Below are 19,612 nucleotides of genomic sequence, written 5' to 3' on the forward strand. Positions count from 1 at the left end.
CTCACGCTAACAGCCGTCCCGGAGCGGCGGTCCCGGCATCTCAGCGGGCGGGCGGGATGGAGACGGCCATGACCAGCTCGCAGGTCCGCGCGCCGTCGTTGCGGTAGATGTGCGGCACGTTCGCCTCGAAGGTCGCGGACGCCCCGGCCGGTACGGGGTGCGGTTCGCCGTCCACGACGAGGGTCAGCTCGCCCGCCGTCACATGGATCAGTTCGGTCGTGCCCGGCGGGTGCGGATCCGAGGAGCTGCCGTCACCGGGCATCAGGGTCCAGGACCACATCTCCAGCGGCCCCCGCGCCTCGGTGCCCACCAGCAGAGTGGTGCGGCTGCCCGCCGGGGTGGACCACATCCGTACGGCCTGGCTCTCCGGCACCACCCTGACCTGCGGGCCCTGCTCGTAGTCGAGCAGGGTGGTGATGGAGACGCCGAGCGCGTCGGCGAGCTTGACGGTGGTGCCCACGCTCGGGTTCGTCCGTGCCTGCTCGATCTGGATGATCATTCCTCGGCTGACCCCCGCGCGCGCGGCCAGCGCGTCCAGGGTGAAGCCCCGTTCCCCTCGCCAGCGCTTGAGATTACGGGCCAGCGACTGCGTGAGCTGATCGAGGTCAGACACATTCCGTCCAATATATTCAATGAGACAGTGCAACAGACTGCACTATGGTCTGGTGCACCCCTTTGTTCATCGCACTGTACTGCGAGGCCCTTCATGACCGCACTGTTCGCCCTGGCCACCAGCGTGCTGTGGGGGCTCGCCGACTTCGGCGGCGGACTGCTCACCCGGCGCCTGCCCGCCCTGACGGTCGTCGTGGTCTCGCAGGCCCTCGCGGTGGTGGTCCTCGGCGCGGCCGTGGTGGCCACCGGCGGCTGGTCGGAGGCCGGACCCCGGCTCTGGTACGCGGTCGCGGCCGGGGTGGTCGGCCCGGCCGCGATGCTCAGCTTCTACAAGGCGCTCGCCCTCGGCCCGATGGGGGTGGTCTCGCCCCTGGCCTCGATCGGTGTGGCCGTGCCGGTCGGAGTGGGGCTCGTCGTCGGCGAACGGCCGGGGCTGCTCCAGTTCGCAGGGATCGCGGTGGCCGTGGCCGGAATCGTTCTCGCGGGCGGGCCCGAACTGCGCGGCGCCCCGGTGCGGCGCCGGGCCGTGGCGCTCACCCTGGTCGCCGCGTTCGGCTTCGGCTCGGTGATGGCGCTGATCTCCGAGTCGTCGACCACCGTGACCGGGCTCTTCCTCGCGCTCTTCGTCCAGCGGGTGGCCAATGTGGCCGTCGGCGCGAGCGCCCTGCGGCTCTCGGCGCTCCGGGGTGGCCGTGCGCTGCCGGAGGACGGCGGCCTCCATGCCGTACGGGCCGCCCTGCCGGCTCTCGCCTTCGTGGGGCTCGCCGATGTGGCCGCCAACGGTACGTACGCCCTCGCGGCGTGGAACGGACCCGTGACCGTCGCCGCCGTACTGGCCTCGCTCTACCCGGTGATCACGGCGGTCGCGGCACGTGGGGTGCTGGGGGAACGGCTGCGCGCGGTCCAGGCGGCGGGCGCGGGGCTCGCGCTGGTGGGGACGGTGCTGCTGGCCACGGGATGAGCGGGGCAGCCACGCCCCCGCGCGGGAACGACCACACGCGGGATGAGCGCGGCCTCCGCCGCCCGCCGGGACGGCGGACCGCCCCGGCCGGGACCAGGGCCCGGCCCCGTCACGACGGCCGCTCGAAGTCCTTCAGCGCCAGGAGCTGCTCGGGCGTGATCCCCTCCGGGATCGGCACCGGCGCCGGGGTACGCAGTGGCGGCTGCCAGCCGCGCTCGGCGTCCCAGCTCCGTACGACCCGCGCGGGCGCCCCGGCCACCACCGCGTGATCGGCGACCTCTCCCCGTACGACGGCGCCCGCCGCGACCACCACGTTCCGGCCGAGCCGCGCGCCGGGCAGGATCACCGCGCCGGTGCCGAGCCAGCAGCCGGGCCCTATCTCCACCGGCTCCATCCGGGGCCACTGCTTGCCGACGGGTACCTTCGGGTCGTCGTAACTGTGGTTGGTCGAGGTGATGTAGACATACGGCCCGCAGTAGGTGTCCGCGCCGATGGTCACCGTGGTGTCGGCGATCACATGACTGCCCCGGCCGAGGACCACCCCGTCGCCGAGGGTCAGCACCGTCTCGGGGCCGAGATCGAGTCCCGGCATCATCCCCGCGGTCAGGGTGACGTGTTCGCCTATGACGCAGTGGTCCCCCAGCTCGATCCACGGCTCGCCGAAGACCGTGCCCTGCGGAAACGCGAGCCGGGTGCCGGTGCCGATCCGGCGGAAGCGCAGCCGCCCCGGACGCTCGGCGCTCACCGCGCCCGTCTCCTGGATCCAGCGCCAGCCGTTCTGGACCGCCCGGGAGACAAGACGGCGCCACCAGGAGGCCGGTGAGGGGAACGGGAGCGGTGAGGAGAACGTGTTTCTGTTCTTCGGCACGCGCCTCACGGTAGTCGGCCGGGTCCGCCCCGCCCCGGCCCACCTGCTGTGATGTTCGCCCCACGGCGCTCGCCGCGTTAGGCGCGGCACCGCCCCCACGGCGGGTCCGGTTGGCTGAAATCGGCTGACCACAGGGGATGTTGAGCCCTCGCGCGGCGCCCGAGGCGTGACATTCCGGCGGTCGAACGGGCGGCGGAGGCGTCCGACCGGGCAGGGCGGGCCCGTACGAAGGGGACCACAGCGGTCATCCCCGTCTACCACGCCGCCGTCGGCCGGTGGACGACTTCGGGACGAACTCCCCCGTTGTGTGGGCTCGGGGCTTTCCACGTTCTCCCGCGCCACTCCGCGTGGTTAGCATGAGCGCCACATGTGGTGCGGAAGATCGCCGTCCCCATCGGTGTCCGATCCCGCCCGTGCGGCCGAACCGCGCTGGTCGGCCGGTCTGTTTCCCCCCCGCACTCAAGTACCGAGGGACCGCGGAATGTCAGTGCCTGTCGCCCCCAGCCCGCACCGCATACGCACCACACGGTCGTCGCTCGCCGTGCCCCTGACGGTGGTGGTGCTGGCCGGTGCGGGCGCGGGCGCGGTGGCCGCGTCGGCCCCCGCCGCCGCCCGGACCTGGGTGGCCGCCACCGTCGCGGTCGCCTGGGCGTGTGTGGCGGTCGCCGTGGTCACGGCCGCGCTGGTGGTCCGGCGTGGCCGGCGCGGTACGGCCGCGGCGGAGAGCGAGAGCAGGACGGCGCGGACCCGGCTTGCCCAGGCCGGCGCTGAGTCCGCGCATCTCCTCAATGTCACGCTGCCCGCCGTGGTCAAGCGGCTCAGGGACGGCGCGAGCGCCGAGGAGGCGCTCGCCGCCACGCCCCCGCCGACCGATCACCAGCTCCGGCGGGTCCTGGAGATGTTCACCGCCGAGGTGGCGGACTCCGAGGCACGCGCGGCCGGAGCCGCCGCCGACAGCCGGACCGCCCTCGGCCGGCTGGCCCAGGCCGCCGACGATCTGGATCTGCTCACCACGAAGACGCTCCCCGCCGCGCTCGGCGGACTCCGCTCGGGCGGCTCGGCCGACACGGTGCTCGGCAGTATCGATCCGCCCGCCGATCCGCGGCTGCGGGTCCTGGTGGACGCGGTGGTACGGGACTTCGCCACCAGCGAGCGGCGCGCGGCGGCGGCGCAGGCGGCCAGCGCCAAGGCGCTGAGCCGGGTGCAGGCGAAGGCCGTGAGCATGCTGGCCGATCTGCGGGAGATGCAGGACCGGCACGGCGAGGAGGTCTTCGGGGATCTCCTGAAGCTCGACCACAACACCTCGCAGCTCGGACTGCTCACCGACCGGCTGGCCCTGCTCATGGGCGGACGCGCGAGCCGCGCCTGGAACAAGCCCATCGGCATGGAGAGCATCCTGCGCGGTGCGGTGGGCCGGATCGCCGCGTACCAGCGTGTACGGCTGCACTGCTCCAGCTCCGCCGCGATCGCCGGGTTCGCCGCCGAGCCGGTGATGCACCTCCTCGCCGAACTTATGGACAACGCGGCGAACTTCTCCCCGCCGATCGACGAGGTGCACGTCTATGTCGAGGAGCGCACCGCCGGGCTCGTGGTGACCATCGAGGACAGCGGCCTGAAGATGGCCGACGCCGCCATGCGGCGCGCCGAGGAGTCGGTGTCGGGACGGGTCACCGACCTGGCGATGCTCCAGGGCACCCGGCTCGGTCTGGCGGTGGTCGGCAGGCTGGCCGCGAAGTACCACATCAGTGTCAACTACCGTCCGTCCTCGCGCGGTGGTACCGGTGTCGTGGTGCTGTTCCCGCCGCAGCTCATCGCCCAGCAGCGGGTGCTGGCCACCGAGCAGTCGCTGCGCCGCCCGGCCCCGGAGACGACGGTGCCCGCGCCCGCGGGACCCCCGGTCACCTCCGCGCCGTCCTCGCCGTCGCACGCGTCCGCCCCGTCGCGCGCGTCCGCCCCGGCCGAGCCCTCCGCGGCGGGGGCCGGCCGGACCACCGCCGCCCCGTCCGCCCCGGGGGACGGGCCCAAAGTGGCGACGCCCAACGGTCTGCCGGTCCGCCCGCCGGGACGCACCATGGCCGCCGCCGACCGCGGCAGGCCGCAGCCGGACACGGAGTCCGGCGGGACACGCCCCAGCCGGGACGCGGGCTCCCAGTTCGGGGCCTTCCACCGGTCGCGCCGTCCCGCCGCGGGAGCCCCGGGAACCGGGGACGCCCCCGGGCCGGCGAACGCCCCGGAATCCGACGGCGTCCCCGGGATCCCGGCCGACTAGGGTCTTCCGTTCCGATCAGGCGGGAGCAGATGCCGGGACACACGAGCCCGGCACGATCCGGACGAGAGGCCCCAGGGCCCTCACTCTCCCCGTACGGCGCCCGGGGAATCGGCGCCCACCCCCCACCCGAACGCGAGATTGGAGGCACGGGCTGGTGACCGGCTCACCGGGAACAACCCGCCCCACGCACACCATGCAGACCACTGACAACAGCCTGACCTGGCTGCTCGAAAGCCTGTTGGAACGCACCCCCGGCACCCGCCATGCCCTGGTGCTCTCCCGTGACGGGCTGAAACTCTGCTGGAGCCGCCATCTCACGCTCGACCAGGCCGACCAGCTCGCGGCCATCTGCTCGGGCATCCAGGCGCTCGCCCAGGGCGCCTCGGTGGAGTTCGGCAACGGCACCGGCGGCGTACGGCACTCGATGACCGAATTCCACGGCGGTCTGCTCTTCATCGTCGAGGCCGGCGACGGGGCCCATCTCGCCGTGGTGGCCGAGGACGGCGCCGACCCCGGTGTCGTGGGCCACCAGATGACCGAGCTGGTCGAGCAGATCGGTGAGCACCTGCGGGCCGAACCACGCGGCACCGTCCCGGAGAGTTCACCGTCATGATCCGCCGGCCCGTCGACACCGGGGATCCCGACCGGCTGTACACCGTCACCGGTGGCCGCAGCCGGGCGGACGACGACTCGTTCGACCTGGTCACCCTGATCGTCAGCGAGTGCGAGCCGACGGCCGGGATGCAGTCGGAACATGTCAGGATCCTCGGCCTGTGCCGCCATCCCACCGCGGTCGTCGAGATCTCCGCCGAGCTGCGGCTGCCGGTCACGGTGGTACGCATCCTCCTCGGCGATCTCCTCGCGACGGGCCGGATCACCGCTCGGCATCCGCGCGCCACGCGCTCCGCCGAACTCCCCGACTCCGCCCTCTTGAAGGAGGTGCTCCTTGGACTCCGCAACCTCTGAACTCCCGGCCCGTACCCCCCTGGCCGATGCCGCCGAGACCGGGCTGAAGATCGTCATCGTCGGCGGATTCGGGGTCGGCAAGACCACCCTCGTCCGCTCGGTCAGCGAGATCCGTCCGCTCAACACCGAAGAGGTGATGACACAGGCCGGGATCGGTGTCGACGAGACGGCCGGGCTGTCCACCAAGACGACCACGACCGTGGCCTTCGACTTCGGCCGGATCAGCCTCAACGACCTCATGGTGCTCTATCTGTTCGGGGCGCCGGGACAGGAACGGTTCTGGTTCCTCTGGGACCGGCTGTTCTCGGGCACGCTGGGCGCCGTGGTCCTGGTGGACACCCGCCGGATGAGCGAGTCCTGGTACGCCATCGACCGGCTCGAACACCACCGGACCCCGTTCGTGGTCGCGGTCAACCGGTTCGACGACGACGTCTCCGCGTTCTCCCTGGACGAGATCCGTCAGGCGCTCTCGCTGCCGGACCATGTCCCGCTGATCGACTGCGACGCCCGGGTGCGCTCGTCCGGCAAGAACGTCCTGATCACCCTTGTGGACCACCTCTACGAACTGGCCATGGCCCGGGAGATGACCCCATGACCGACCCCACGGGCGCCGCACCCGACCAGGCCCCGCCACCCGGATGCCCCGCGCACGCGGGCGCCGTGCCGCTCAGCGGCCTGGAGTACCAGCAGACGCCGTCCCAGCTCTACCGCACCCTGCGCAGGGAGCACGGCGCGATCGCCCCCGTCACGCTCGACGGCGGCGTGCCCGCCTGGCTGGTGCTCGGCTACTCCGAGGTCTCCTATGTCACCAGCCACGACGAGCTGTTCGCCCGTGACTCGCGCCGCTGGAACCAGTGGGACTCGATCCCGGCGGACTGGCCGCTCATGCCGTTCGTCGGCTATCAGCCGTCGGTCATGTTCGCCGAGGGCCCCGAGCACCAGCGGCGGGCCGGGGTGATCACCGACGCGCTGGAGTCCATCGACCAGTTCGAACTGGCCCATCTGTGCCGGGAGATCGCCGAGGGACTCATCGACGCGTTCGCCGGCAGCGGGCAGGCCGAGCTGATGGCGGCGTACGCGCACGCCCTGCCGATGCGGGCGGTGGTCCGGCTCTGCGGTATGCCGGGCGACAGTGTGGACACCGACGATCTGGTGCGCGATCTGCGGATCTCGCTGGACGCCGACGAGGGGGACGATCCGGTCGCCGCGTACGGGCGCGTGATGGAGCGGATGCGGCAGCTCGTCAAGGACAAGCGGGACCACCCCGGCTCCGACATCACCTCCAGGATGCTGAGCCATCCGGCCGGGCTGACGGACGAGGAGATGGTGGTCGATCTGATCACCGTCATCGCCGCCGCCCAGCAGCCGACGGCCAACTGGATCTGCAACACCCTCCGGCTGCTGCTCACCGACGACCGCTTCGCGCTCAATGTGTCCGGCGGACGCCTCAGTGTCGGACAGGCGCTCAACGAGGTGCTGTGGCTGGACACCCCGACCCAGAACTTCATCGGCCGGTGGGCGGTGCGCGACACCCAGCTCGGCGGCCGGCACATCAAGGCGGGCGACTGTCTGGTGCTGGGGCTCGCGGCGGCCAACACGGATCCGCAGATCTGGCCCGACGGCCATATCGGCGCGGAGAACTCGGCGCATCTCTCGTTCAGCAACGGGGAACACCGCTGCCCGTATCCGGCTCCGCTGCTGGCCGATGTCATCGCCCGTACCGCGATCGAGACACTGCTGGAGCGGCTGCCCGATGTGGTGCTGGCCGTGGAACCGCACGAGCTGAGCTGGCGGCCCTCCATCTGGATGCGGGGCCTCACCGCGCTGCCGGTGAGTTTCACACCCGTCGCGCAGTAACCCGGCGCCCCGGTCGTCGCCCGGTCGTCGCCGCCCAGTCATCGCCCGGGTACGGACGGGTTCGGACGGGTGCAGACGGGTTCGGACGGGTTGTACGACAGCTTCAGCACGCCGTGCGGCGGAGCGGCGAGGGGCCCGGCCGCCGGGCCCGGGGCGTACACCTGCCCTCGGGCCCGACGGATGCCGTTATGACGCCACGGGCGTGAACTCCACCGGCAGGGTCTGCGGGCCGCGGGTGAACACGCCCCGCTCGACCGGGTCGAAGCCGTCGGCGAACCGTACGTCCGGCATCGCGTCGAGAAGCTGGTTGACACCGATCTCCACCTCGGCCTTGGCCAGCAGGGCGCCGACGCAGAAGTGCCGTCCCAGCGCGAAGGCCAGATGGTCGGCGGCGGCGGAGAAGGCCGTGGCCGTGGTCAGGTCCTCCCGGAAGATATTGAAGCTGTCCGGGTCCTGGAAGCGGGAGCCGTCGCGGTTGGCGGCGCCGATCAGACAGGTGACCGTGGCGCCCGCCGGTACCGTACCGCCGCTCAGTTCCACGTCCCGCGCGGTCTGACGCATGATCATCTGCACCGGCGGGGTGTACCGGAGGGTCTCCGCGAAGGCCCGGTCGATCAGGGTGCGGTCCTCCTGTACGGCCGCGAGCTGCTCGGGGTGGAGCAGCAGGTTCGCGAAGATGCCGGCGATGGCCTTGTCGGTGGTCTCACCGCCCGCGGCGAGAAGCAGGCTGCAGAAGGCCTTGATGTCCTCGTCGCTCATCCGTACGCCGTCGACCTCCGCGGCGCAGAGCGTGGAGAGCAGATCGTCGCCCAGGTTCTCCCGCCGGTGCCGGATGATCGGGAACATGTACTCGGCGAACTCGACCCGGGTCCGCTCGCCCGCCGCCGTGACCTGCGCGTCGCCGGAGAGGTTGCCGAGGAAGGCGATGACCGCCGTGTACCAGCCGTGGAACCGGGCGTGGTCGGCCTTGTCGAGGCCCAGCATGTCGGCGATGACATTGACGGGGAAGCGGGTCGCGTACGACTTCACCAGGTCGACGGAGCCGGCCCGGCGGAACCCGTTGATCAGTTCACGGGAGTTGCGCTCGATGACCGGCAGGAACTTCTGCTGGAGATCACTGCCGCGGAAGGCCGGGGCGACCAGCGCACGGCGTACGGAGTGCTCACGCCCGCTGAGCTGAAGGATCGTCTTGCCGTGGACGGGCTCGATCTGCCAGTCGTAGTTGTCGGTGGTGAACACCGACTCCTTGTCCTTGAAGGCCCGCTCGACATCCTCGTACCGCGAGATGAGGTAACTCTGGGTGGCCTCGTGCCAGATGAGCGGGGCACTGTCCCGCATCACCTGGTAGGCCGGATATGGATTCTCGGCGAACTCGGGCGACAGGATGTCGGGGACCTGCTGTGCGGTGGCCATGGAGCTCCTCGTTCGATGGCGGCCCGATCGGTAACGGGCAACATATTTAAGGTTATTGATCAACCGTCATCAGAAATAGCCAACTCCTGGCCGACCTGCCGTAGGTCTCCGAACGGAGATCGCCTACGGTGCCTGTGCCTACGATCAGGGGCGCGGACCGGCCGGGACCCGGTCATGAGCGGTCGCGGCGGTCGGCACCGAGGAGAGACGGCATGACGGAACGGGCACTGGTCAGGGGCGTGGGCGGCAAGGAGCCCGTGGTCGATCCCTCGGCGTTCCTGGCACCGGCCTGCGTCGTGGTGGGCGAGGTCACCGTGGGCGCGGGGGCGAGCGTCTGGTACCACGCCGTGCTCCGGGCCGACTCCGCGCCGGTCGCGCTGGGTGCCGGAAGCAATGTCCAGGACAACTGCACCCTGCACGCCGACCCCGGCTTTCCGCTCACGGTGGGCGAGGGCGTATCGGTCGGGCACAACGCCGTGCTGCACGGCTGCGTCGTCGAGGACGATGTGCTGATCGGCATGGGCGCCACGGTGCTCAACGGCGCGCACATCGGGGCGGGCTCGCTCGTCGCGGCGCAGTCGCTCGTGCCGCAGGGCATGCGCGTACCGCCGGGTTCGCTGGTCGCGGGCGTGCCCGCGAGGATCAAGCGCGAGCTGACGGAGGAGGAGCGCGCCGGGATCAGACTCAACGCGGCGGGCTATGCCGAGCGGGCGCACGCCCACCGCGAGGCGTTCGAGAGCTGAGACGCGCCGGGAAACGGATGGGAAACGGCCGTGAGGCGGCCCGGAGGCACAGCGGCCAGGAGCCCTGGCGGTGGCGGGTCCGGCGGGCCGTCGCCAGGCGCGGTTTCCGGTCAGTCGGTGGCGGCGACGGTGTCGGGCTCCCCGGCGGGCTTGGTCACGGAGTGTGCCGGCCCGGCCGTCCCCTGCTCCTGCGCCGTCCGTCCCGCCGACTGCTCCGCGGCCTTCTTGGCACGGTTGCGCACCACGAGCATGGAGACGATCCCGAACAGCACGGCGAGCACCAGCCCGAGCCAGGAGAAGCGCTTGAGCCAGGCCTCGGCGACCACACCCACCGTGTAGATGACGGCGGTCGTACCGCCCGCCCAGAGGATTCCGCCCAGCACATTGGCGATCAGGAACTTCCAGTACGGCATCCGCAGCACACCCGCGAGCGGTCCGGCGAAGATACGGAGCAGGGCGACGAAGCGGCCGAAGAAGACCGCCCACATCCCCCATTTCTCGAAGGAACGCTCCGCCATCGCGATCTGCGGGGCGCCGCAGTGCCGGGGGAACCGTACGGCGAGCCAGGCGAGCAGCGGCCGGCCGCCCTTGCGGCCGATGGCGTAGCCGATCGAGTCGCCGATGATCGCGCCGGCCGTGGCGCAGGCGCCGAGGAGATACGGATTGATGTCGCCGTGCTGCGAGGCGAGCAGCGCCGAGCTGACGAGGACGATCTCACCGGGCAGCGGGATACCGAGGCTTTCGAGGCCGATCACCACCCCGACCAGGAGATAGATGCTGACCGGGGGGATGGTCTCGAGCCACTCCTGGACGTGCAACGCCGGTTCCTTCCGTACTGCCGTGACCAGACTTCCCTGACCCACCACGGGCGGCTGCCCGGCGCGCGCGGGCGCACGGCGGGCAGCCTACCCGGTGGCGGGGGACGGTCAGGAGTGCGGGCGGAGGGTCCACACCACCGTCATCTCGCCCGTCACCGCGCCGTCCTCCCGGGTGAGGGAGACGTTCACGGGGAATTCGGGACGCTCCCCCGCGTCGAGTTCGGCGACGACCTCGGCCGGGGGCCGGCCCAGCGCCGCGGTGGCGGTCACGGTCCCCATGGCGAGTTTCCTGTAACCGATTTCCGCCTTGACGGCGAGGGGAACCGCGCGGTCGAGCTGGTCACCGAAGGCGGCGAGCACGATCGCGCCGCTGGCGGACTCGGCCAGTGTGAACATCGCGCCGGCGTGGGGTCCGCCGACATGGTTGTGGTACTCGGGCCGGTCCGGCAGCCGGACGACGGCACGCTCGGCGGTGGTCTCCAGGAATTCCAGTCCCAGGGTCCTGGCCATGGGGACCGTGGCGGCGAGCATCTCGCCGACGGACATCTGATCAGCGCTCATGGAGCGCGATGTTACCCATGGGTAGCAGAGCTTGGCCATCCCCTGACGGGGCGGACGTGGCAGCGGCCGGAGGACCCCTCTATGGTTACTCGCCATGTGGCCAGGACAGCAGCCGCCCGGGGGCGAGCAGAACCCGCAGGACCAGCAGCCGAATCCGTATCAGCAGCCGGGATACCAGCAGCCGAATCCCTATCAGCAGCCCGGGTATCAACAGCCCGGATACCAGCAGCCGGGACAGCAGCAGCCGCAGTATCCGCAGCAGGGGTACCAGCAGCCCAATCCGTACCAGCAGCCGACCGCCCCGCAGTATCCCGTGCCGGGCCAGCACGGCCAGCCCGGCCAGCCGGGTCCGCCGGGACCCCCGCAGGACAAGAAGAGGACGACCGTCATCGCCGTCGTCGCGGCGGCGGTCGTGGTGGTCGCCGCCGCGGGCACCGCGTTCTTCGTGCTGAACTCCGGTGACGGGGCGGCCGACAAGGCCGCCGACGACCCCACGTCCTCGTCCTCCGCCCCGGAGCCCGCGGAGCCGAGCGTCGAGGTGTCCGGCGACAACCCCCGCGCCGGCGGCGAGAGCAAGCCGCAGATCACGGGGTGGAAGGTCGTGACCAACCCCAAGCACGGGACGCAGTTCGACGTCCCCGCCGACTGGGAGGTCGCGGGCACGGGTGTCATATCCGGCTTCGAGGACCAGAAGAAGAAGGACGGCCTGCCCGTCATATCCTTCTCCGCGCCCGCCTTCTACAAGTCCAAGTGGTGCTCGCAGGACACCAACCGGGACGGAAAGATGGAGGACAGCGGTCTCGGCGGCACCGGCACCAAGGGCGGCCAAGGCGCCAAGGACACGGCGACGGCCGCGAAGAACGAGGCGGGAAGCTGGGCCTGGGCCGCGTACGCCCAGCAGGAGCCCGAGGCCACGGTGAAGGAGAAGGTGAAGGTCACCGCGGCCCAGCCCTACACCACCACGTCCGGGCTCACGGGGCACTACGCGACGGCCGCCACCTCGGGTGTGACGAAGAAGAACAAGTGCGACACCGAGGGCAAGTCGATCGCCTTCACCTTCACCAACGCCAAGGGCGACTTCGCGACCTGGGTGCTCTACGCCAACAAGGACGTGCCGGACGAGATCCCGGACGCGACGATCAAGAAGATCATGAGCACCGTACGGCTGGCGGGGGCGTCGTCGTAGTCGACTGGCGTTCGGGCGCGGACCCGGGGATAGTCCCCGGGTGAACTCTCCCGCCGCCTCGGGCCCCCGTACCGCCCGCCGCCCCGTACGCCGTCCCGCCTGGGCCGGCCGCAACTACACACTGCTGACCGCCGCGGCGGTCGTCACCAATCTGGGCAGCCAGGGTGCGCTGGTCGCGGCGGCGTTCGCGGTGCTGGAGTCGGGCGGCGACGCGGGCGACGTGGGGCTGGTGGCCGCGGCCCGTACGGTTCCGCTCGTCCTGTTCCTGCTCATCGGCGGGGCGCTCGCCGACCGGCTGCCCCGGCACCGGGTCATGGTCGCGGCCAACGCTCTCAACTGCGTCTCGCAGGCCTCGTTCGCGGCGCTCGTCCTCGCGGGCGAGCCGCGGCTCTGGCAGATGATGGTGCTGGCGGGCCTGGGCGGTACCGGTCACGCCTTCTTCGGCCCGGCCTCCGAGGGCATGCTGATGTCCAGCGTCGGCGGCGAACACGCGGGCCGCGCCTTCGCCCTCTACCGGATGGCGATGCACGGTGCGGGAATCGGCGGCGCGGCCCTGGGCGGCGCGCTCATCGCGGCGTTCGGGCCCGGCTGGGCCCTCGCGGTCGACGCCGCCGCCTTTCTGGTGGCGGGGTCGCTGCGCGCCTTCCTCGATGTCAGCCATGTCCCGGCCCGTGAGCCCGGCGGCGGGATGATCGCCGATCTGCGCGAGGGCTGGCGGGAGTTCGCCGGACGGCCATGGCTCTGGAGCATCGTCCTCCAGTTCGCCGTGGTCAACGCGGTCGTCTCGGCGGCCGAGGCGGTGTACGGACCGCTGGTCGCCCGGGACGAGCTGGGCGGACCCGGCCCCTGGGGGCTGGCGCTCGCCGCCTTCGGCGCGGGCACCGTCGGCGGCGCCCTGCTGATGATGCGCTGGCGCCCGCGCCGGCTGCTGCTCGCGGGCACCCTCTGCGTCTTCCCGCTCGCCCTTCCGTCGGCCGGGCTCGCGGTGCCGCTGTCCGCCGGGGGGCTGGCGGCGGTGATGTTCCTGACGGGTGTCTGCGTCGAGGTCTTCGGGGTGAGCTGGATGACGGCGCTGCACCAGGAGATCCCGGAGGAGAAGCTCTCCCGTGTCTCGGCCTACGACTGGCTCGGCTCGATCGGCATGATCCCGCTGGCCACCGCGCTGGCGGGACCGGCGGAGAGCGCCTTCGGGCGCGGCCCCGCGCTCTGGGGCTGCTCGGCGCTGATCGTCCTGCTGACGGCCGCGGTCCTGACCGTGCCCGACGTACGACGGCTGACCCGCCGCACCGAGAAGGCCGCGGAGGCACCGGCACCGGCACCGCCGGCCGGGGAAACCCCGGCCGGCGCCCGGGTCCGGCCGGCGGAGCGATCGCCGGACGGGAGGGAACTCAGCCCGTCCGGCGATTGAGCCCACCCGGTGGCCGCGGCCCTCTCTCAGGAGAGGCCGCCCCCGGACCTCAGGAGAAGCGGCCCTGGACCTCAGGAGAAGCGGCCCCGGACCGTCCGGGCCGCGGCGACGAGATTCTCCAGGGACGTACGGACCTCGGCCCAGCCCCGCGTCTTCAGCCCGCAGTCGGGATTGACCCACAGCCGCCGCGCCGGGATCGCCTCCAGTGCCGTGCCCAGCAGGACGGTCATCTCCTCGGCCGAGGGCACCCGCGGTGAGTGGATGTCGTACACCCCCGGGCCGGCCTCACGCGGATAGCGCGCCGCCGCCAGCTCGTCGGCGACCCGCATATGGGAGCGGGCGGCTTCCAGGCTGATCACATCGGCGTCCAGGTCGTCGATGGCCCGGAGGATGTCACCGAACTCCGCGTAGCACATGTGTGTATGGATCTGGGTGTCGGGACGGACACCGGCCGTGGTGAGCCGGAACGCCTCGGTCGCCCACTCCAGATAGGCCGGCCGGTCCGCCGCGCGCAGCGGCAGGGTCTCCCGCAGCGCCGGTTCGTCGACCTGGATGACGGCGGTGCCCGCGGCCTCCAGATCCGCGACCTCGTCGCGCAGCGCGAGCGCCACCTGCCGGGCGGTCTCGCCCAGCGGCTGGTCGTCACGGACGAACGACCAGGCCAGCATGGTGACCGGGCCGGTCAGCATGCCCTTGACCGGACGGTTCGTCAGCGACTGCGCGTACGCCGTGGTGGCGACGGTCATCGGGGCGGGCCGCGAGATGTCCCCGGCCAGGATCGGCGGGCGGACATAGCGGGTGCCGTACGACTGGACCCAGCCGTGCCGGGTGGCGAGATACCCGGTCAGCCGCTCGGCGAAGTACTGCACCATGTCGTTGCGTTCGGGCTCGCCGTGCACCAGGACGTCGAGACCCGCCTTCTCCTGGAAGGAGACGACCTCGCGGATCTCGGCCTCGATGCGCTCGTCGTATCCGGCCTCGTCCAGCCGCCCCGCCCGCAGTGCGGCGCGCGCCGTACGCAACTCGTCGGTCTGCGGGAACGATCCGATGGTGGTCGTGGGCAGCGGCGGCAGTCCGAGCCGTGTCTGCTGGGCCACGGTGCGCTCGGCGTACGGCTGGTCCCGGCGGACGTCCGCGTCCGTCACCGCCACCGAGCGGGCCCGTACCGCGGGATCGCGGGTGATCGCGGAGGAGGCGCGGGAGGCCAGATCGGCGCGGTTCGCGGCGAGCCGGGCCGCGACGGTGTCGGTGCCCCGCCCCAGGCCCCGGGCGAGGGTGACGACCTCGTCGGTCTTCTGGCGTGCGAAGGCCAGCCACCGGGTGAGCTGGGGATCGAGATCCCGCTCGGCGGCGCTGTCCAGCGGGACATGGAGCAGCGAGCAGGATGTCGACACATCGACCCGGTCGGCCAGGCCGAGCAGGGTGGCGAGGGTGGTCAGCGAGGCCGCGAGGTCGTTGATCCACACATTGCGGCCGTCCACCACCCCGGCGACCAGCCGTTTGCCGGGCAGTCCGCCGACCGCCGCGAGATCCGTGAGATTGACGGACGCGGGGCCGGTGAAGTCCAGCGCGAGCCCGTCGACGGGTGCCCTCACCAGCACGGGGAGGGCCTCGCCGAGGCGGTCGAAGTACGACGCCACCAGGAGCTGGGGCCGGTCGGTGAGCGCGCCGAGGTCCCGGTAGGCGCGGGCGAGCGCGTTCAGTTCGGCGCGCGTACGGTCCTGGACCAGCGCGGGCTCGTCGAGCTGCACCCAGGCGGCACCGGCCGCGCGCAGATCGGCCAGGACCTCCGCGTACACCGGCAGCAGCCGGTCGAGCAGGGTGAGCGGCTCGAAGTCGGCCGCCACACCCGGCGCGGGCTTGGCGAGCAGCAGATAGGTGACGGGGCCGACGAGCACCGGCCGGGCGGTGTGGCCGAGTGCGAGGGCCTCACGCAGCTCGGCGACCTGCTTGGCCGAGTCCGCGGTGAAAACGGTGTCGGGGCCCAACTCGGGCACGAGGTAGTGGTAGTTGGTGTCGAACCACTTGGTCATCTCCAGGGGCGCGACATCCTGGGCACCGCGCGCCATGGCGAAGTAGCCGTCGAGCGGGTCCGCCTCGACGGCGGCCCGGTGTCTGGCCGGGATCGCGCCGACCATGACACTCGTGTCGAGCACATGGTCGTAGTACGAGAAGTCGCCCGTGGGCACTTCGTCGAGACCGGAGTCGGCCAGCCGGCGCCAGGTGTCGCGGCGCAGTCCGGCGGCGGTCTCCCGCAGCGCGTCCGCGGTGACCCGGCCCTTCCAGTACCCCTCGACGGCCTTCTTCAGTTCCCGGTCGGCGCCCTGGCGCGGATGGCCGAGGACGGTGGACCCCGGCCTCGGCCGTGCCGCCGATGCCGGCGCGGATGCCGATGTCGATGTCGATGCCGACGCCGGATGTGACCGGGATGCCGCGGCTGCGGACGTGGATGTCACGGGACTCTCCTTCGCGAGTCGTGCGGGAACGATCCCGGCGGAACCCGAGGGAGACGAGGAAACGGAGATGGGGGCGGTGCCGCGCTCCACACGGCCATGTGTCACGCCCGCCCGCCCGTATCCGCCGACCCGCCCACGAGGTCACCGAGATCTCCGTGTGCGGTGCTCGCACACGGGCAGTGGCAGGTCTTCGGACTCATGGGCACGCCTCGTGGCCGTAGCCGTTGGCCGTACGGATGACGTACGGACCGGTACGAGGCTCCTACTGGCCGTCGCTTCCCGGACGGAGTGCGTCCAGTGCGTATGACGGCGGTCGTTCCCACTCACCGCTGCGGGGCAGTCCCGGATTTCCACCGGGTTCCCTCTTGCGACGCGTCTGCCTGGCGGGCAGGGCGAACCGACTGCGTGTCCAGCCTAGAGGCTCGGGTGAGGAGGCGGCCAGCCCGGTCCACGGAACGGACCCGACGGATTCCGGCGTGGCGGATACTGGGCGGCATGGTCCACGACGACGAACCGGTACTGCTCGGCCGGGCGGGCCGCGCCGCGCACATCACGCTCAACCGCCCCCGCGCCCTCAACGCCCTCACCCACCCCATGGTGCGGCGGATCTCGGAGGCCCTCGCGGAGTGGGAGGACGACGCGAGCGTCACCGCGGTGATCATCTCGGGCGCCGGCGAGCGCGGGTTGTGCGCCGGGGGCGACATCCGCGCGATCCACGAGGACGGGCGCTCCGGAGGCTCCGCCTCGCCCGCCTTCTGGCGCGACGAGTACCGGCTCAACGCCCGTATCGCCCGCTACCCCAAGCCCTATGTCGCGCTGATGGACGGCATCGTGATGGGCGGCGGAGTCGGTGTCTCCGCACACGGCAGCCATCGGATCGTCACCGAACGGTCGGTGGTCGCGATGCCGGAGACCGGGATCGGCCTGGTCCCCGATGTGGGCGGCACCTTCCTGCTCTCCCGCGCGCCGGGTGAGCTGGGCACGCATCTCGCCCTCACCGGAAGGGCGGTGGGCCCGGCGGACGCCCTGCTCTGCGGGCTCGCGGACCGCTTCGTCCCCTCGGAGCGGCTGGCCGGTCTGCGGAACGCGCTGGCCGGACCCGGGGTGCGCGAGGCGGCGGACGTCGGCGGGACGGTACAGGGGTACGCGACGACCGCGCCCGAGGGCCAACTCGCCGCGGACCGCGAGTGGATCGACGTCTGCTACGCGGCGGACACGGTGGAGGAGATCGTCGAGCGGCTGCTCGGCAGCGGCGGGCCCGCCGCGAAGGAGGCCGCCGAGACGATCCTGACCCGTTCGCCCACCGCGCTCAAGGCGACCCTGGAAGCGATGCGCCGGGCCCGTCGGCTGCCGACGCTGGAGCAGGTGCTCGACCAGGAGTACCGCGCCTCGTGCGCCGCGCTGACCGGCCACGATCTGCTGGAGGGCATCCGCGCGCAGGTCATCGACAAGGACCGCAGGCCACGGTGGTCACCGAGGGAACTGGCCGGGGTCTCCGAGGCCGATGTGGCACGGTTCTTCGCCCCGCCGCCCGGCGGCGACCTCGGACTCGGCCCCGCGCTCGGGGACGGGGCCGGGGACGGGAAGGGGGCCGGGGCCGGAGCCGGAAGCAAACCCGGCGACGGAACTCCGTAGAGAACGGACCTTTGCAGAGAACGGGCCCCGCGAGGGGAGGCCCGCGCGCCGGAGCGGCGGCGGGTCCCGGGTCAGCGGCGGAGGTGGTGGCGCTTGCGCCAGGCGACCACCGCCGCGACCAGACCGGAGAGCACGATGAAGCCCATGGCGATCAGGAACACCGGTGAGGTCGGCGAGGCGGCCCGGCTCCCCGCGACCACATAGGCCGCGTTGTTGGGGATCGAACCGATCAGCGTCGCCAGCAGGAACGGCGCCCATCGCATACGGGAGACGGCCGCGCAGTAGTTGCTCGGGCCGAACGGCACTCCGGGGAAGAGCCGGATCGCCAGCATCGACCGGAAGCCGTGGGCGCTGAGCTGACGGTCCGCCGCCGTCAGCCAGCGGCCCCGCAGCAGCGGACGCAGGGCCTCCTGGCCGAGGAAGCGGCCGAGCCCGAAGGAGAGCGCGGCGCTCAGCACCGTCCCCGCCAGCGCGGCGGCCAGCCCGATCGTGGAGCCGAGGAGCGCCCCGGCCGCGATGTTGAGCAGCGGACGCGGTACGAACGCCGTCACGCACAGCCCGTACGCCACGACGAACAGCACCACGGCGACGCCTCCGCCGACCTGGGGCGGCCAGCCGTCGGCCAGCAGCTTCTGCGGCTCGTACAGCAGCACCACGACGGCCGCAGCGGCCAGCAGGGCCACGAGCACGGAGAACCGCGCCCAGGGCGAGAGAAGGGCCCGGTAACAACGGAGCGCGAGGCTTGGCGAGGACCGGGAGACGGGTGCGAGCACCCGGCGAGCCTAACCGACGAAGATGGCCGGGTGCCGGGCGCGGGATGGCGGGCACGCCCCGCGCGGCACAACAGGGCGAGCGCCCCGGCGGCGAAGTCGCAGGTCCGCGCGGGAATGGGCGGAGGGCCCGCGCGGGAACGGGCAATTCCGCACGGGAGGCGGATCCGCCCCTTCCGCGGGGAGGGTGGATCCGCGCCCGATGTCCGAGGGGCGCCGTAGGGTGCCCGTATGACGACGTCCGCGGTCACGCAGAAGCCGCCCGTGCCGGACAGCGCGCTGGCCGACACCGTGCTGGAGCGGCTCACCGCCGTGTATCCCACGGCGGCCGATCCGGTGCGCGCCGGGAAGTCCTTCGCGTACATGAAGGGGATCGCGCCGTTCCTGGGCATCGCCACCCCGGAGCGCCGCGCGCTGTCCCGTTCGGTCCTCGCGGGCACCGCGCGCCCCGACGAGACGGACTGCGCGGCGATCGCCCTGCGCTGCTGGGAGCTGCCCGAGCGGGAGTACCAGTACTTCGCGGTCGACTATCTGCGCCGGTACAGCGGGCGCTGCTCGTCCGGGTTCCTGCCCGTCGTACGCCATCTCGTCACCACCGTCCCCTGGTGGGACACCGTCGATCCGCTCGCCGCGCATGTCGCGGGCCCGCTGGTCACCGCCGACCGCGCCCTGACGGACGACATGGACCGGTGGATCGACGACGAGGACCTCTGGGTCGCGCGTACCGCCCTGCTGCACCAGCTCGCCTACAAGGGCGGCACCGACGCCGCGCGCCTCTTCGACCACTGCCTGCGCCGCGCCGGCCACCCCGGCTTCTTCATCCGCAAGGCCATCGGCTGGGCTCTGCGGGAGTACGCGAAGACCGATCCCGCGGCCGTACGGGAGTTTGTCGAGGGGGCGCGGGACCGGCTCTCCCCGCTCTCCGTGCGCGAGGCCCTGAAGCACTTCTGACGCGGGCTCACCGGCCGGCCCGGCACGCGTGGGCACACATGGGCACCGGTGGGCGGCCGTCGGCACACGGGGAAAACCATTCGACGCGGCGGCGGCCATGAACGAGGATCGACGGCATGTTCCGGTACGCCTTCCTCG

The 19,612-nt window shown here is 72.2% G+C and carries 18 protein-coding genes and 1 riboswitch; of the genes, 11 read left to right on the top strand and 7 right to left on the bottom strand.

All coding sequences use genetic code 11. The annotated features are described in order from the left end of the window. Positions 1–40: 40 nt before the first annotated feature. Positions 41–613 carry a helix-turn-helix domain-containing protein gene (locus tag ACFYYH_RS16125; RefSeq protein WP_388551044.1) on the bottom strand — a complete coding sequence of 191 codons (573 nt, stop codon included), beginning with the start codon at positions 611–613 and terminating at the stop codon, positions 41–43. A 93-nt stretch (positions 614–706) separates the two neighbouring features. On the opposite strand from ACFYYH_RS16125, the gene ACFYYH_RS16130 reads away from it, so the two are divergent. Further along, the gene (locus ACFYYH_RS16130) at positions 707–1,573 is read left to right on the top strand and encodes an EamA family transporter (protein ID WP_388551046.1); all 867 of its coding nucleotides are present in this window, start codon (positions 707–709) and stop codon (positions 1,571–1,573) included. A 109-nt stretch (positions 1,574–1,682) separates the two neighbouring features. Here ACFYYH_RS16130 and ACFYYH_RS16135 read toward each other — a convergent pair whose 3' ends face one another. Continuing rightward, complete coding sequence (locus ACFYYH_RS16135) at positions 1,683–2,441, bottom strand: acyltransferase (RefSeq protein ID WP_388551048.1); 759 nt, start codon at positions 2,439–2,441, stop codon at positions 1,683–1,685. Positions 2,442–2,922: 481 nt separating this feature from the next. On the opposite strand from ACFYYH_RS16135, the gene ACFYYH_RS16140 reads away from it, so the two are divergent. The 5 genes from ACFYYH_RS16140 to ACFYYH_RS16160 all read left to right on the top strand — a co-directional run bounded on the left by ACFYYH_RS16140 (position 2,923) and on the right by ACFYYH_RS16160 (position 7,533). Then, the gene (locus tag ACFYYH_RS16140; protein WP_388551050.1) at positions 2,923–4,710 is read left to right on the top strand and encodes a sensor histidine kinase; all 1,788 of its coding nucleotides are present in this window, start codon (positions 2,923–2,925) and stop codon (positions 4,708–4,710) included. A gap of 193 nt (positions 4,711–4,903) precedes the next feature. Beyond that, positions 4,904–5,323 carry a roadblock/LC7 domain-containing protein gene (locus ACFYYH_RS16145; RefSeq protein ID WP_388551052.1) on the top strand — a complete coding sequence of 140 codons (420 nt, stop codon included), beginning with the start codon at positions 4,904–4,906 and terminating at the stop codon, positions 5,321–5,323. Beyond that, entirely contained in the window at positions 5,320–5,676 is a 357-nt protein-coding gene (locus tag ACFYYH_RS16150; protein ID WP_388551053.1) for a DUF742 domain-containing protein, read from the top strand. The genes ACFYYH_RS16145 and ACFYYH_RS16150 overlap by 4 nt, the downstream gene beginning before the upstream one ends. After that, positions 5,657–6,271: an ATP/GTP-binding protein gene (locus tag ACFYYH_RS16155; RefSeq protein ID WP_388551055.1), complete on the top strand. Its 615-nt coding sequence runs from the start codon at positions 5,657–5,659 to the stop codon at positions 6,269–6,271. Before ACFYYH_RS16150 ends, ACFYYH_RS16155 begins: the two co-directional genes overlap by 20 nt. Next, entirely contained in the window at positions 6,268–7,533 is a 1,266-nt protein-coding gene (locus ACFYYH_RS16160) for a cytochrome P450 (RefSeq protein ID WP_388551057.1), read from the top strand. The genes ACFYYH_RS16155 and ACFYYH_RS16160 overlap by 4 nt, the downstream gene beginning before the upstream one ends. Before the next feature lie 186 nt (positions 7,534–7,719). Here ACFYYH_RS16160 and ACFYYH_RS16165 read toward each other — a convergent pair whose 3' ends face one another. Further along, the gene (locus tag ACFYYH_RS16165; protein ID WP_388551059.1) at positions 7,720–8,946 is read right to left on the bottom strand and encodes a cytochrome P450; all 1,227 of its coding nucleotides are present in this window, start codon (positions 8,944–8,946) and stop codon (positions 7,720–7,722) included. A gap of 212 nt (positions 8,947–9,158) precedes the next feature. Between ACFYYH_RS16165 and ACFYYH_RS16170 the strand changes: the two genes are divergently transcribed. Beyond that, complete coding sequence (locus ACFYYH_RS16170; protein WP_388551061.1) at positions 9,159–9,689, top strand: gamma carbonic anhydrase family protein; 531 nt, start codon at positions 9,159–9,161, stop codon at positions 9,687–9,689. Between the two features lie 110 nt (positions 9,690–9,799). Here ACFYYH_RS16170 and ACFYYH_RS16175 read toward each other — a convergent pair whose 3' ends face one another. After that, positions 9,800–10,507 carry a DedA family protein gene (locus tag ACFYYH_RS16175; RefSeq protein WP_388551063.1) on the bottom strand — a complete coding sequence of 236 codons (708 nt, stop codon included), beginning with the start codon at positions 10,505–10,507 and terminating at the stop codon, positions 9,800–9,802. 108 nt (positions 10,508–10,615) lie between these two features. Then, positions 10,616–11,068: a DUF4442 domain-containing protein gene (locus tag ACFYYH_RS16180; RefSeq protein WP_388551065.1), complete on the bottom strand. Its 453-nt coding sequence runs from the start codon at positions 11,066–11,068 to the stop codon at positions 10,616–10,618. A 94-nt stretch (positions 11,069–11,162) separates the two neighbouring features. Between ACFYYH_RS16180 and ACFYYH_RS16185 the strand changes: the two genes are divergently transcribed. Next, positions 11,163–12,254: a hypothetical protein gene (locus ACFYYH_RS16185; protein ID WP_388551067.1), complete on the top strand. Its 1,092-nt coding sequence runs from the start codon at positions 11,163–11,165 to the stop codon at positions 12,252–12,254. 40 nt (positions 12,255–12,294) lie between these two features. Further along, complete coding sequence (locus tag ACFYYH_RS16190; RefSeq protein ID WP_388551069.1) at positions 12,295–13,662, top strand: MFS transporter; 1,368 nt, start codon at positions 12,295–12,297, stop codon at positions 13,660–13,662. A 71-nt stretch (positions 13,663–13,733) separates the two neighbouring features. Here ACFYYH_RS16190 and metE read toward each other — a convergent pair whose 3' ends face one another. Then, complete coding sequence (gene metE / locus ACFYYH_RS16195; protein WP_388551071.1) at positions 13,734–16,118, bottom strand: 5-methyltetrahydropteroyltriglutamate--homocysteine S-methyltransferase; 2,385 nt, start codon at positions 16,116–16,118, stop codon at positions 13,734–13,736. A 163-nt stretch (positions 16,119–16,281) separates the two neighbouring features. Beyond that, positions 16,282–16,535: riboswitch (cobalamin riboswitch) on the bottom strand. A 78-nt stretch (positions 16,536–16,613) separates the two neighbouring features. Between metE and ACFYYH_RS16200 the strand changes: the two genes are divergently transcribed. Continuing rightward, on the top strand, positions 16,614–17,753 hold the full coding sequence (locus ACFYYH_RS16200; RefSeq protein WP_388551073.1) for an enoyl-CoA hydratase/isomerase family protein: 1,140 nt from the start codon (positions 16,614–16,616) through the stop codon (positions 17,751–17,753). A 71-nt stretch (positions 17,754–17,824) separates the two neighbouring features. Here the strand turns inward: ACFYYH_RS16200 and ACFYYH_RS16205 are convergent, their stop codons facing one another. Beyond that, positions 17,825–18,526 (bottom strand): TVP38/TMEM64 family protein, encoded by a 702-nt coding sequence (locus tag ACFYYH_RS16205; RefSeq protein ID WP_388551075.1) that lies wholly within the window; start codon positions 18,524–18,526, stop codon positions 17,825–17,827. Positions 18,527–18,754: 228 nt separating this feature from the next. Here ACFYYH_RS16205 and ACFYYH_RS16210 point away from each other — a divergent pair, with 228 nt between their 5' ends. Next, a complete protein-coding gene (locus ACFYYH_RS16210) occupies positions 18,755–19,474 on the top strand; it encodes a DNA alkylation repair protein (RefSeq protein ID WP_388551076.1) in 720 nt (239 codons plus the stop codon). Positions 19,475–19,612 lie beyond the last annotated feature (138 nt).

It is taken from the genome of Streptomyces sp. NPDC002018 (genome assembly GCF_042890865.1).
Taxonomy (GTDB): domain Bacteria; phylum Actinomycetota; class Actinomycetes; order Streptomycetales; family Streptomycetaceae; genus Streptomyces.

Coding starts and splice junctions, on each gene's coding strand:
- ACFYYH_RS16130 (WP_388551046.1), top strand. CDS start 707: ATGACCGCACTGTTCGCCCTGGCCACCAGCGTGCTGTGGGGGCTCGCC.
- ACFYYH_RS16140 (WP_388551050.1), top strand. CDS start 2,923: ATGTCAGTGCCTGTCGCCCCCAGCCCGCACCGCATACGCACCACACGG.
- ACFYYH_RS16145 (WP_388551052.1), top strand. CDS start 4,904: ATGCAGACCACTGACAACAGCCTGACCTGGCTGCTCGAAAGCCTGTTG.
- ACFYYH_RS16150 (WP_388551053.1), top strand. CDS start 5,320: ATGATCCGCCGGCCCGTCGACACCGGGGATCCCGACCGGCTGTACACC.
- ACFYYH_RS16160 (WP_388551057.1), top strand. CDS start 6,268: ATGACCGACCCCACGGGCGCCGCACCCGACCAGGCCCCGCCACCCGGA.
- ACFYYH_RS16165 (WP_388551059.1), bottom strand. CDS start 8,946: ATGGCCACCGCACAGCAGGTCCCCGACATCCTGTCGCCCGAGTTCGCC.
- ACFYYH_RS16170 (WP_388551061.1), top strand. CDS start 9,159: ATGACGGAACGGGCACTGGTCAGGGGCGTGGGCGGCAAGGAGCCCGTG.
- ACFYYH_RS16180 (WP_388551065.1), bottom strand. CDS start 11,068: ATGAGCGCTGATCAGATGTCCGTCGGCGAGATGCTCGCCGCCACGGTC.
- ACFYYH_RS16185 (WP_388551067.1), top strand. CDS start 11,163: ATGTGGCCAGGACAGCAGCCGCCCGGGGGCGAGCAGAACCCGCAGGAC.
- ACFYYH_RS16200 (WP_388551073.1), top strand. CDS start 16,614: ATGGTCCACGACGACGAACCGGTACTGCTCGGCCGGGCGGGCCGCGCC.
- ACFYYH_RS16210 (WP_388551076.1), top strand. CDS start 18,755: ATGACGACGTCCGCGGTCACGCAGAAGCCGCCCGTGCCGGACAGCGCG.